The sequence below is a fragment of the Agromyces luteolus genome, assembly GCF_009729855.1.
Lineage (GTDB): Bacteria > Actinomycetota > Actinomycetes > Actinomycetales > Microbacteriaceae > Agromyces > Agromyces luteolus.
Map to the genome: position 1 here is coordinate 86,699 of NZ_WODA01000003.1, position 12,071 is coordinate 98,769.

Genomic DNA, 12,071 nt, shown 5'->3' on the forward strand with positions numbered 1-12,071 from the left:
GCGGACTGACGTTCGTAGGCCGTCATCGCCGTTTGTAGGACGCGGTTCCGGGCGTCCGGCCTACGAACGATGCTTCGGCCTACGAACCCGCCGCTGAATCATCCGGCGGCCCTGCTCGCTTCCGTCGGTCGAGCCGATCTCCGTCGCGGAACCGCGGCAAGGTGCCTGCCGGCGGCGACGATCTCGAGGACAGCGGCCTCGATCATCGGCCACTTCCACCGCACCTGGTCCCCGCTGAATCGCAGCACGATGTATCCGCTCCGCCGCAATCGCTCATCCTGCTCGAGGTCGCGATTGCGCTGCGCGCGCGAGGAGTGCGGACCGTATCCATCGAGTTGGATGACGAGCCGTGTGCCGATGAGTCCGTCGACGGGGGTGCCCATCGAGCTCGACCTGCGGCACCATGTCGACGCCGCGGAGTGCCAGTCTCACCCGAGCGATCGACTCGAGGCCCGAGTCCGCGAGCGCGTTCGAGTACGTGAGGACGTGCGCGAGTCGGGTTCGGCCGACCGCGGCCTGGCGGAGTTCGTCGAGTCCGATCTTCCTCCGCCTCAGCGCGGAGTCGACGACGGCGACGGCGTCCTCCAGAGGCCGGCACTCGGCGATCTGGGCCAAGGTCCGCTTGAGCGGGACGATCACCGCCCGCACCCTCGGAGCGAGCGTCGGCTCGGGTCTCCTCGTCCAGTGCACGACGAGTTCGCGATGCCCGGTGCCCAGCGCGCTCCGCGCGTCGCGGAGGATTCGCGGTGTGTTGTGCGCGGCGCACAGGTGGAGTTCCGGCACCTCGAGATCCCACAGCCCATGGACCGGCGCCGCTGACACGCACGCGAGCGTCGCCCCCGCGTGGACCGCGTGCACGACCGCATCGCTGCACTCGGTGTCGGCAAACCAGTCGCGTCGGACCTGACGAATGATCCCGGCCTGCAGAGCTCCGCGCACGAGCCGCGGCGAGACGGCCGCATTGCGGAGCTGGACCCGATGGGCGATCTTCCACTCGCCGAGGGCTGATCGCACACGCAGGAGGTCTTCGGCACGAACGGTCATGTCGACGAGCCTCGCGAACCGCCCGCGTGGGAACGGTTCGGCCGGTCGGCGCCTGTGAGCCGAGCGGCGGCGACCGCTGCGCGGGAGGACGAGTCGCACTGCGACTTCGGACGGCGCCGGATCGGGCTCGCTTCGTAGGACTCGGGTCGGAATGCAGGTCGCTCCAACCGAGGCTCGGCCTACAGGACGGCGTCCGGCCTACGTCCATCCTGGCGGACTCGCCGACACGCCTCCCCGACGAGCGGATGCCGCGGCCGGAGGTTCCGGCCGCGGCATCCGACCTCGGCGAACGCGCGGGCCGACACGGAGCGGGCGCGGGCGCCGAGCGCCGGGCCCGGGTGCGGGGCCCGCGACGAGCTACGCGAACTCGACGACGAGCTCGACCTCGACGGGCGCGTCGAGGGGGAGCACGGCGACGCCGACGGCCGAACGCGCGTGCCGACCGGCATCCCCGAACACCTCGCCGATGAACTCGGACGCGCCGTTGATCACGCCCGGCTGACCGGTGAAGGCGGGGTCGGATGCCACGAATCCGACGACCTTGACCACGCGCGTGACCCGCTCGAGCGAGCCGAGCTCGGCCTTCACCGCGGCGAGGGCGTTCAGCGCGCACAGCCGCGCGTACGCCTTCGCGTCATCGGCGGGCACGAGGCCGTGGCCGTCGCCCACCTTGCCGTTCGCGGGCAGGGCGCCCGCGACGAACGGCAGCTGGCCCGACGTGAAGAGGAGGTTGCCCGTGACCACGGCGGGGACGTAGGCGGCGACGGGTGCCGCGACGGCCGGAAGCTCGACGCCGAGCTCGGCCAGGCGGTCCTCGACGGCGCCCATCAGGCGTCGCCCTCGAACTGCTTGGCGGCCTGAGCGGCCGCGGCCTGGCCGGCGGATGCCGCAGCCGACGACTCCCCGCCGACGGGACGCTTCAGGTAGGCGACGAGCCCGCCCTCGGGACCCTGCACGATCTGCACCAGCTCCCAGCCCTCGGAGCCCCAGTTGTTCAGGATCGCGGCGGTGTTGTGGATGAGCAGCGGGGTGGTGATGTACTCCCATGCGGGCATGGCGTCTCCTCGGTGTCGGAACGGGCGGCTATCCTGAGGCTCGAGCCGGCCGTGGGCGCTGCGGCCCCTCGGCATGCCGGATTTTGCCAGCCTTCCTCAGTTAGGCTCCACTCTATGTCTGCCCAAAAACCCATGAGCGATGTCGCCACCGGCGTCCTCGGCTTCGTCGGCATGAGCGCACTCGCCGGCATCCTCGTGACCGCCGCGGTGACCCCTGCGCTCGCCGTCACGGGCATGGCCGCGAACAACAGCATCAACATGTTCGAGAACCTCCCCGCGTACCTCAAGATCGGTGCGCTCTCGGAGAAGACCGACATCTACGCGACCCGTTCCGACGGGTCGGAGGCGCTCCTCGCCTCGTTCTTCGACGAGAACCGCGAGGAGGTCGCGTGGGACGCGATCAGCCAGTACGCGAAGGATGCCGCGGTCGCCGGTGAGGACCCGCGGTTCTACGAGCACGGCGGCATCGACATCCAGGGCACGGTCCGCGGTGCGGTCAGCACCGTGACCGGACGCGACGTCCAGGGCGGTTCCTCGATCACGCAGCAGTACGTCAAGAACGTGCTCATCAACAACGGCGTGAACGCGGCGCTGACCGAGGAGGAGAAGGACGCGGCGTACGCCGAGGCCACCGAGGTCTCGGCGGAGCGCAAGCTCAAGGAGATGCGCTACGCGATCGCGCTCGAGAAGGAGTCCACGAAGGACGAGATCCTCCTCGGCTACCTCAACATCGCCGCCTTCGGCGGACGCGTGTACGGCATCGAGTCGGCCGCGTCGTACTACTTCGGCACCAGCGCGAAGGACCTCACGCTCCCGCAGGCGGCGAGCCTGATCGCGATCGTCAACCACCCCGAGAAGTTCCGCCTCGATCGACCCGACAGCGAGGAGAACGGCGCGAACACGGTCGTGGGCGACGAGACGGTGCCCTACGCCGCCAACAAGCAGCGGCGCGACTACATCATCGACGAGATGCTCGAGTACGGGAAGATCACGCAGGAGGAGCACGACGCGGCGATCGCCGAACCCGTCGCCCCCAAGATCACCGAGCCGAGCACGGGCTGCCAGACCGCCCAGGGCTCCGCGTACTTCTGCGATTACGTCGCGAACGTGATCCGCAACCAGTACGACCTCCCCGAGACCGAAGACGTCAACGAGGGCTCCGTGCTGCTGCAGCAGCGCGGCCTGAAGATCTACACCACGCTCGACCTCGACCTCCAGAACCGCGCCGAGACCGCGATCGCCGAGAACATCCCGTTCACCGACCCGCGCTTCGACGTGGGCTCGGTGGCCGTGAGCGTCGAGCCCGGCACCGGCCGGATCCTCGCGATGGCCCAGAACAAGAAGTACTCGGCCGACCCCGAGGTGCTCGAGAGCAGCAACGAGTACTCGGCCGTCAACTACAGCACCGACCAGGACTACGGCGGCTCGAGCGGCTTCCAGCCCGGTTCGACGTACAAGGTCTGGACGCTCGCCGAGTGGCTGAACGAGGGCCACTCGCTGCTCGAGTCGTTCAACGGCTCCAAGCGCGCGTTCACCCACTTCACCAACTCCTGCGAGGGCGACTTCGTCGGTTCCTACGAGCCCAACAACGACGACTCGACCACCGCGAACAACGCCGTCGAGGCGACCAAGTGGTCGGTGAACTCGAGCTTCATGGCCATGGCCCAGCAGATGGACCTCTGCAACATCAAGAAGACCGCGCAGGCCTTCGGCATGCACCGCGCCGACGGCGGCGACCTGACGATGTACCCCTCCGACGTGCTCGGCACGCAGGAGATCGCGCCGGTCACGATGGCGGCCGGCTTCGCCGGCATCGCGAACGACGGCAAGACCTGCACGCCCATCGCGATCGACCGGATCGTCGCGTCCGACGGCGAGGAGATCGCCCCGCCGACGTCCACGTGCACCCAGTCGGTGACCGCGGATGTCGCGCACGCCATGCAGTACGCGATGCAGCAGACCTTCAACGGCGGTACGGCGTCGCAGTCGAACACGGGCACCGGCGTGCCGCACATCGGCAAGACGGGTACCACCGACTACGCGTTCGACACCTGGATGAACGGCGCCAGCAAGGAGGTCGCCACGGCGGTCTGGGTCGGCAACGTCACGGGCGGCGACAACCGCACGAGCCTGCGCTCGATCGACTTCGCGAGCGGCTACGGCGCGTCCGCGCGTCACCGCATCTGGAGCGCGATCATGACGGTCGCCGACAACAAGTACGGCGGCGGCGCGTTCACCGAGCCGAAGGCCGAGTACTTCAAGCAGGTCCTCGTCGACATCCCGAACGTGGCGGGCCTCAGCGTCGACGCCGCGAAGCAGGCGATCGAGGCCGCGGGCTTCCAGTTCGAGCAGGGCCCCGAGGTCGACAGCGACCAGCCCAAGGGCATGGTCGCGGGCACCGACCCGTCCGGCCAGGCCGGCCGCGGTTCGCTCGTCCGGGTCCTCATCTCGAACGGCAAGGTGTCGGGCGTCCCCGACGTGCGCGGCATGGACCGCGACTCGGCCGAGTCGACGCTGAGGGATGCCGGCTTCAAGGTCCAGGTCCGCGAGGAGGACACGAGCGACCCGACCCAGGACGGCGTCGTGATCTCGCAGTCGCCCGACGCGGGAGCGCAGGCGAAGTCCGGTGATCGCATCACGATCCTGGTGGGCAGGCTCTCGGTCGGAGGCCAGACGCCACCCGGCGGGAACGACGGCGGGGGCAACGACGGGTGAGTCCCCGAGCCTCCGGCGCCGCCACGTGGATCGCCTCGGCGGTCGGCGTGGCGGCGCTCGCCGCACTGGGGTGGGGCAGCCTCGTCGAGCGGACGCGGTGGACGCTCCGCCGGGTCGACGTCCCGGTCCTCCCGGCCGGCTCCGCACCGATCCGGGTCCTGCACGTCTCCGACCTGCACATGGCACCGTGGCAGACCTCGAAGCAGGAGTGGGTCGCCGCGCTCGCGGCGCTGGAGCCCGACCTCGTCGTCAACACGGGTGACAACCTCGGGCACGAACGCGGCATCGAGGGCATCCGACGGGCGTTCGCGCCGTTCCGGGGCGTACCCGGGGTCTTCGTCAACGGCTCGAACGACTACTTCGGCCCGGTCGTGAAGAACCCGTTCGGCTACTTCGGCGGTCCGTCGGGGCAGGTCGCCCGGGCCAAGCGACTCGACACGAAGGCGCTCCACGACTTCTTCGCCGAGCTCGGCTGGACCGACATCGACAATGCGGCGACCAGCCTCGACCTCCGCGGCACGCACCTCGAGTTCTTCGGCGTCGACGACCCGCATCGCGGGTACGACCGACTCGACCTGATCACCGCCGCGATCGACGACCTCCGTTCGGAGGACCCGCTCGGCGACGACGAGTGGCCCGATCGACCGACCGCGGCCGCACCCAGGCCGACCGTCACGGTCGGGGTCACGCACGCGCCGTACCAGCGGGTGCTCAACTCGTTCGTGACGCACGGCGCGCAGCTCATCCTCGCCGGCCACACGCACGGCGGACAGGTCTGCGTGCCCGGCTACGGCGCCCTGGTCGCCAACTGCGACATCCCCCGCAGGCAGGCGAGCGGGCTGAGCGTGTGGCGCCACGGCCTGCGCTCGGCGTTCCTCAACGTGTCCGCCGGACTCGGCACGTCGATCTTCGCACCCGTGCGCTTCGCGTGCCCGCCCGAGGCGACGCTGCTCACGTTGACCGCCGCCCGCTGACCGCCGGCGCGCGCCCTCCGCGCGGCCCGCCGGTGGTCAGCGGCACCGGAAATATCCGCTATCCTTGTTGAGGCCCACGGGCCACCGGGGTGTGGCGCAGCTTGGTAGCGCGCTTCGTTCGGGACGAAGAGGTCGCAGGTTCAAATCCTGTCACCCCGACCATCGTGAAGCCCCTCCTTCGGGAGGGGCTTCCGTCGTCTCCGCGACGGGTTCGGGTGCGCCCGAGAGGCAGCGGATGCCTCGCACGGCGGCCACCCCGCCCCCGGCCCCGCTCTCCGAGGCTCAGACGTCCCCTGCGCTCGCCTCGCGGCCGCGGGAACCGCCGGGCGTGTCGAAGCTCCGATCCCGCCCGCTCGCGGCTCTCAGGAGCATCTCGAGCGGCCCTCGTCCGACGTAGCGCCGCCAGAGCCAGGCGAACACCATCGAACCGACGATCAGGCCGACAAGCAGCGGCCACGAGTCATCCGTTGCGACGCCGCCGGGGCCGACCCGCTTCGACATCGACAGGACGACGAGCTGGCCCGTGTAGATCGTCAGCGGCATCGTGCCCATCGCGGTGATGGGCGACAGCAGCGTCGACGCGACGCGGCGAACCCGCGGCACCGCGAGCGCGGTCAGCGCGATCGTGCCGGCGAGGACGGCGAGCCCGACCCCGACGTTCCCGACCGTCTCCAGGGACGCACGCGCCGGGATCATCCAGTCGGCGGCGGGGTCGGCCCCGAGCACCTGGTTCTCCGGCATCGCGGCGGCCAGCGGGAGGCACGTCGACGCCGCGAGCACGCCGGCGAGGGCGTACCGGCGGACGGTGGCGGTCGCCGCGACGTCGGATCGCGCGAGTCCTAGTCCGATGAGCATCACCGGCACCCAGATGATCACGGGGTACGAGCCCGTGAGGAGCCACTCGACGACGATCCCGAGTTCGCCGGTCGCCGCAGCCTGGAGGGTCGGGTCGCGCTCCGCGAGGGCGGCGACCGCCGGCGCGACGGCGAGCAGCGCTGCGCCGGCCGCGAGCGCCGCGCGCGCGGGGATGAACAGCAGCGGCACCATGACGAGGAAGGCGATGCCGTACACGTCGAGGATCACGACCACGAGCGGGCGCAGCACCGCGATCGCGAACAGGCCGATCGCGAGGAGGATGGCGGCACGGATCGCGACCTGGCGTCGGAGTTCTGCGCGGTCGTCCGTCCGCGGGCGGGTGGCGCCGGTGATCAGCCCCAGGCCGACGCCGGCGGTCAGGGCGAAGAGCAGGCGCGGCCGCTCATCGGCGATCGCGATGAGGTCGGTGACCTGAGCGGATGCCACGGCGGGCGCCACGTGCGCCACGAACATGCCGATGAGCGCGATGCCGCGAGCCGCATCCACGCCCGCGATGCGCGACGCCGGGCGCCGTCGGGCCGCGATGCGGGAGTCGGCGTCCTCTGGCATGCGGCCCGATCAGCGTCTCGTCAGGGGCGGCCGAGGCCGTGGTAGGTCCAGCCGGCGGCGCGCCAGGACGCCGGGTCGAGCACGTTGCGACCGTCGATCACGGCCGGGTTCGCGACGAGGTCACGCACCGCGGCGGGGTCGAGGCCCCGGTACTCGCCCCATTCGGTGACGAGGACGACGAGGTCGGCGTCACGGAGCGCCTCGGTGGTCGAGGGCTCGTAGGCGAGCTGCGGATGCCGCAGCCTGGCGTTGTCGAGCCCCTCGGGGTCGGTCGCGACGACCTCGGCTCCGAGGCCCTTGAGCTGCACCGCGACGTCGAGGGCGGGCGAGTCGCGCACGTCGTCGGAGTCGGGCTTGAACGTGACGCCGAGGACCGCGACGCGGCGCTCGTTCACCGAACCTCCCATGGCCTCCACGGCCAGGTCGACGACCCGCTGACGGCGTCGCAGGTTGATCGCGTCGACCTCCTTGAGGAACGCGACGGCCTCGCCGCGCCCGAGCTCCTCGGCGCGCGCCGAGAAGGCGCGGATGTCCTTGGGAAGGCAGCCGCCGCCGAAGCCGACGCCCGCGTTGAGGAACCGGCGGCCGATGCGCGCGTCGTGGCCGATCGCGTCCGCGAGCTGCGTGACATCCGCCCCCGTCGCCTCGGCGATCTCGGCCATGGCGTTGATGAAGCTGATCTTGGTCGCGAGGAACGCGTTGGCGGCGACCTTGACGAGTTCCGCCGTCGCGTAGTCGGTGGCGATGCGCGGGGTGCCCGCGTCGAGCGCGGCACGGTAGATCTCGTCGAGCGTCGCGGCCGCAGCGTCGTCGGCGACGCCGTAGACGAGGCGGTCGGGCTCGATCGTGTCCTTCACGGCGAAGCCCTCGCGGAGGAACTCCGGGTTCCACGCCAGGGTCGCGTGCGGTGCCGCCTCGGCGAGCCGCTCCGCGAGGCGCGTGGCCGTGCCCACCGGCACCGTGCTCTTGCCCACGACGAGCGCGCCGTCGGCGAGGTGCGGGAGGAGGCTCTCGAACGCGGCGTCGACGAAGCGGAGGTCGGCGGCGTGGCTCCCCGCCGTCTGGGGCGTGCCCACCGCCAGGAAGTGCACCTCGGCGCCCGCGGCATCCGCCATGTCGGTGCTGAAGCGCAGCCGCCCCGAGGCGGTCGCGGAGGTCAGGATCTCGGGAAGGCCCGGCTCGAAGAACGGCGGACGTCCGGCGGCGAGTTCGGCGATCTTGCGCTCGTCGACGTCGACGCCGATCACGTCGTGGCCGAGTTCCGCCATCGCCGACGCGTGGACTGCGCCGAGGTAGCCGCAGCCGATGACCGAGATCTTCATGGGGTCCTTCCAGTGGGGATCGCGCGCACGGCGGGCGCCGCCTTCGCGAGCGCGATGGTGTCATGCAGGCACTCGACGGCCGGGTCGGCGACATCGAGTGCAGTCACAGGATAGTCGCTGCCGCCTGCAGCGATGCTGCGCCGCCGCCGCATGCTCAGCCGCAGGTAGCCTCGACGACCTCCACCGCCGTGCGGTTGATCATCGGCGTGGTCCGCACCTCGACCGGAGCATCGTCGGGCGTGCCCGCGAAGGTCGCCCGCACCACCGCGGTCTGGCCGTTGACCATGTCGACCGTGAACTTCTCCGCCGGGCGGCCGAGGTCGGTCACGGAGGGGCCCGTCGTCGCACCGTTGGCGGGATTCGGAACGGCCACCTCGGTCGTCGAGCCGCCGGCGGGGCCGTACAGGAAGACCTCCGTGCGGTACGCGCCCGGCTCGCGGGAGTCGATGTACTCCGGCAGCGAGAACTGCAGGTCGGCCGGGATGTCCATGCGCAGCGTGACCTCGACGGTGTAGGTCGGGGCCTCGGGGGTGCACGTGTCGGTCGTCACCTTCGCCGCGGTGTGCAGGTAGTAGTCGATCTTCGAGATCGACCGGTCGCGGAAGTAGACGCCGAGGACGGTCGCGCCGAGGTTCGTCTGCGGCAGCGTGCCGTCGAGGCGGGAGCCCTCGAAGAGCTGCTGCGTCGGCTCCTTCTCGGTCCACATCATGAGGCTGCCCGAGTTCGTCACGTCGATGAGCGCCTGCGCCATCTGCCAGATGTCGTAGTCGCCGGCCATCATCTTGTCGAACATCGCCGCGGATGCCGCGGCGAAGTACGCGTCCGACTCCGGCCCGCCCTCCGGGTAGCGGAAGTAGATCTCGTTGAGCAACTTCGACACGACGTTGTCGCTGGTGAGCTGCTCGCCGCCCGGGAGGGTCACCGGCCCGGTCACCTCGAGGATGCGGGACACCGCGATGGGATCGGTCATGACCACGGTGTTCGGCGTGATGCCGAGGTCGCGGTCCCAGCGCGAGCGGAGGAGGGCCGCCGCGGTCGGGAAGTCGGGGCGGCTGGTCGTCGCGTTGATCTCGGTGCGCAGGATGTCGTTGTAGAGCTGGTCGGCGCTCTCGTCGATCGGGGTGCCGATCGGCGCCTGCGTGTCGAGTTCGGTGCTCGAGACCTGGCGGTCGATCTTCACGGTGCCGTCGTCGACGCTGAGCAGCGTCTGGGCCGCGGGTCCGCCGCCGAGCGCGGTCGCCTCGGCGTTGTTCTCGAACGCGAGGAGCACGGTCTGCGGACCGTCGATGCCGAGCATCGCACCCGCGCCGGCGAGCGCGGCGTTGATCCCCGGCAGCGTGCCCTGGGCACTCGCGACGACCTGGCCGAACTGGTTCACGGCGTCGGAGACCGGCGCGATCGTCGCGTCGGTGTCGATGCCCGCCAGGTCGGCCTCGAGCCCGTCGAGGATGACCTGGGCGTCGGCCGCGATGTCGGTGGCCGAGCGCAGCGGCTCGAGGTCGAGCGCGCCGCTGTCGTCACGGGAGATCCCGAACTCGCCGACGAGGCCGCTGGCGGGCTGGACCACCTGCTCCGACACGTCGTCGACGCCCTCGGCGATGATGCGCACGGCGCGGACGTTCTCTCCGACCCCCGGCACCCATTCCGCCATGCGCCACACCGGGTTCGCCGTCGGCGCGGCCGCGCTGGACGCGGCGACCGACAGCTCGTCGGCGATCGGCTGGAGCTCGTCGAACCGGCGCTCGTCGGCGGCCTTCTGGAAGGCGACGACCTGGACCCGAGCGGTCTCGAGGTCGTCACGCACCGCGAGTGCGCTGGTCGCGAGCCACCACGCCGAGAGTCCGCCGCCGACGATGATGATCGCGAGCAGCGGCCAGAAGATGGAGTGGAAGATGATGCGACGACGACGCTTCCGGCGTCGGCTGCTGCCGCCGGAGCTGCGATGCTGCCGCTCGGGGGCGAGCACGAACTCGGGTGTCGTCACGAAGCACCATCGTAGACGCGACCGGCCGGGATCCGACCCGGAACCGGATCACGATCCCGACACGGCATCAGTAGGCGCCCTGCGCCCGGAGGACCGCTCGCGCGGTGCGGTAGAGGATGATGACGTCACCGGTCAGCGACCAGTTCTCGACGTAGTAGAGGTCGAGCCGGACGCTGTCGTCCCACGACAGGTCGGAGCGACCCTGCGTCTGCCACAGGCCCGTGATCCCCGGGCGCACGAGCAGCCGACGCCGCGCCCACTCGTCGTACCGCTCGACCTCGGACGCCAGTGGCGGCCTCGGGCCGACGAGCGACATCTCGCCCCGCAGGACGTTGACGAACTGGGGCAGCTCGTCGAGGCTGTACCGCCGGAGGATCGCGCCGATCCGGGTGACCCGCGGGTCGGCGCGCATCTTGAAGAGCACGCCGTTGCCGTCGGTGCGGTCGAGGAGGGTCGGCAGCTGCGCCTCCGCATCCACCACCATCGAGCGGAACTTCAGCATGCGGAACCGGGCGCCGTTCAGCCCCACCCGCTCCTGCGAGTACAGCGCGGGCCCAGGGCTGTCACGGCGGACGAGCACGGCGATCGTGAGGAACACCGGGCTGAGGACGATGAGCGCGATCGTGGCCACGACGAGGTCGAAGGCGCGCTTGGCCGCGTACTTGCGACCGGTGAACTCCGGGTAGTCCACCTGGATGAGCGGGAGGCCCGCCACCGGCCGGGCGTGGATGCGCGGGCCCGCGACATCCGTCAACGCCGGCGCAACCACCAGGTTGGTCGCGGTCGCCTCGAGCTGCCACCCGAGTTCGCGCATGCCGCGCGGATCGATCGTGTCGGCACCGGTGAAGACCACCGTGTCGGCTCGGGCGTCGCGCAACGCCTCGTCGATCGCGTCATACGCGCCGAGCACCGGGATTCCCGGCGCGAGTTCACGGGACGACTCGCCGTGCTCGGTGAGGGCGCCGACGATCAGGATGCCCGAGACGCCGTCGCGCGCGATCTGCTCGGCGACGTGGACCGACTTCTGGCGCTCGCCCATGAGGATGGCGCGGTGCAGGAAGCGCCCGGCCGCACGCTGGCGCAGCAGCCACTTCCGCCACGCCCACCGGCCGGTCATGAGCAGTGCGAGGCCGAGCGGGAGGGCGACGAGCACGTACGCGCGTCCGACCTCGGAACGGAGCAGGAACGCGCCGATCGCGAGCACAGCGAAGACCCGGATGCTCGCGTCGGCGATGCGCCGGTACTCGGCCGTCCCCGCGCCGATGATCGTGCGGTCGCGCGTGGCGAAGACGGCGAGCGAGACGAACCAGCCGGCGGCGAGGAGCGCCGACACGAGCGCGTAGCTCAGCAGGTAGTCGGCGTCGCCGTCGAGGCCGGGGATGCGGAGCGAGGTACCGGTGGTGCCGAAGCGGATGAACTGCGATCCGTACACGGCGAAGACGATCACGACGAGGTCGGTGACGAGGAGTCGTCGGGCGTAGGCGCGTTGCCACTCCTCGACCGCCTCGGCAGGACTCGTCTCCGTGGCGTGCCGTGCGAGGGTCATCGATCA

Annotated in this window: 10 protein-coding genes and 1 tRNA gene; 3 read left to right on the plus strand and 8 right to left on the minus strand. The window is 70.9% G+C overall.

The features are described from left to right. Window positions 1-98: 98 nt before the first annotated feature. The 4 genes from GLX25_RS19475 to GLX25_RS02785 form a co-directional block, all read right to left on the minus strand. Window positions 99-383, minus strand: a complete 285-nt coding sequence (locus GLX25_RS19475; protein ID WP_155840679.1) for a DUF559 domain-containing protein — start codon at window positions 381-383, stop codon at window positions 99-101. After that, window positions 274-1,044 (minus strand): hypothetical protein, encoded by a 771-nt coding sequence (locus GLX25_RS02775; RefSeq protein ID WP_155840680.1) that lies wholly within the window; start codon window positions 1,042-1,044, stop codon window positions 274-276. Before GLX25_RS02775 ends, GLX25_RS19475 begins: the two co-directional genes overlap by 110 nt. 357 nt (window positions 1,045-1,401) lie before the next feature. Then, on the minus strand, window positions 1,402-1,872 hold the full coding sequence (locus tag GLX25_RS02780; RefSeq protein ID WP_155840681.1) for a RidA family protein: 471 nt from the start codon (window positions 1,870-1,872) through the stop codon (window positions 1,402-1,404). After that, window positions 1,872-2,099 carry a Sp36 family protein gene (locus tag GLX25_RS02785; RefSeq protein ID WP_155840682.1) on the minus strand — a complete coding sequence of 76 codons (228 nt, stop codon included), beginning with the start codon at window positions 2,097-2,099 and terminating at the stop codon, window positions 1,872-1,874. Before GLX25_RS02785 ends, GLX25_RS02780 begins: the two co-directional genes overlap by 1 nt. Window positions 2,100-2,231: 132 nt before the next feature. On the opposite strand from GLX25_RS02785, the gene GLX25_RS02790 reads away from it, so the two are divergent. From GLX25_RS02790 to GLX25_RS02800, 3 genes are all read left to right on the plus strand, one after another. Beyond that, entirely contained in the window at window positions 2,232-4,814 is a 2,583-nt protein-coding gene (locus GLX25_RS02790; RefSeq protein ID WP_240898107.1) for a transglycosylase domain-containing protein, read from the plus strand. Beyond that, window positions 4,811-5,788, plus strand: a complete 978-nt coding sequence (locus GLX25_RS02795; protein ID WP_271192567.1) for a metallophosphoesterase — start codon at window positions 4,811-4,813, stop codon at window positions 5,786-5,788. Before GLX25_RS02790 ends, GLX25_RS02795 begins: the two co-directional genes overlap by 4 nt. A gap of 85 nt (window positions 5,789-5,873) precedes the next feature. After that, a tRNA-Pro gene (locus GLX25_RS02800) sits at window positions 5,874-5,950 on the plus strand. Window positions 5,951-6,070: 120 nt separating this feature from the next. On the opposite strand, the gene GLX25_RS02805 is transcribed toward GLX25_RS02800, so the two are convergent. From GLX25_RS02805 to GLX25_RS02820, 4 genes are all read right to left on the minus strand, one after another. Next, entirely contained in the window at window positions 6,071-7,213 is a 1,143-nt protein-coding gene (locus GLX25_RS02805; protein WP_155840684.1) for a DUF418 domain-containing protein, read from the minus strand. A 20-nt stretch (window positions 7,214-7,233) separates the two neighbouring features. After that, window positions 7,234-8,535 carry a UDP-glucose dehydrogenase family protein gene (locus GLX25_RS02810; RefSeq protein ID WP_155840685.1) on the minus strand — a complete coding sequence of 434 codons (1,302 nt, stop codon included), beginning with the start codon at window positions 8,533-8,535 and terminating at the stop codon, window positions 7,234-7,236. 154 nt (window positions 8,536-8,689) lie between these two features. Next, a complete protein-coding gene (locus GLX25_RS19285; protein WP_155840686.1) occupies window positions 8,690-10,519 on the minus strand; it encodes a DUF4012 domain-containing protein in 1,830 nt (609 codons plus the stop codon). Between the two features lie 67 nt (window positions 10,520-10,586). Further along, window positions 10,587-12,065: a sugar transferase gene (locus GLX25_RS02820; RefSeq protein WP_155840687.1), complete on the minus strand. Its 1,479-nt coding sequence runs from the start codon at window positions 12,063-12,065 to the stop codon at window positions 10,587-10,589. Window positions 12,066-12,071: the final 6 nt, after the last annotated feature.

Coding starts and splice junctions, on each gene's coding strand:
- GLX25_RS02810 (WP_155840685.1), bottom strand. CDS start 8,535: ATGAAGATCTCGGTCATCGGCTGCGGCTACCTCGGCGCAGTCCACGCG.
- GLX25_RS02780 (WP_155840681.1), bottom strand. CDS start 1,872: ATGGGCGCCGTCGAGGACCGCCTGGCCGAGCTCGGCGTCGAGCTTCCG.
- GLX25_RS02805 (WP_155840684.1), bottom strand. CDS start 7,213: ATGCCAGAGGACGCCGACTCCCGCATCGCGGCCCGACGGCGCCCGGCG.
- GLX25_RS02775 (WP_155840680.1), bottom strand. CDS start 1,044: ATGACCGTTCGTGCCGAAGACCTCCTGCGTGTGCGATCAGCCCTCGGC.
- GLX25_RS02820 (WP_155840687.1), bottom strand. CDS start 12,065: ATGACCCTCGCACGGCACGCCACGGAGACGAGTCCTGCCGAGGCGGTC.
- GLX25_RS19475 (WP_155840679.1), bottom strand. CDS start 383: ATGGGCACCCCCGTCGACGGACTCATCGGCACACGGCTCGTCATCCAA.
- GLX25_RS02790 (WP_240898107.1), top strand. CDS start 2,232: ATGAGCGATGTCGCCACCGGCGTCCTCGGCTTCGTCGGCATGAGCGCA.
- GLX25_RS02785 (WP_155840682.1), bottom strand. CDS start 2,099: ATGCCCGCATGGGAGTACATCACCACCCCGCTGCTCATCCACAACACC.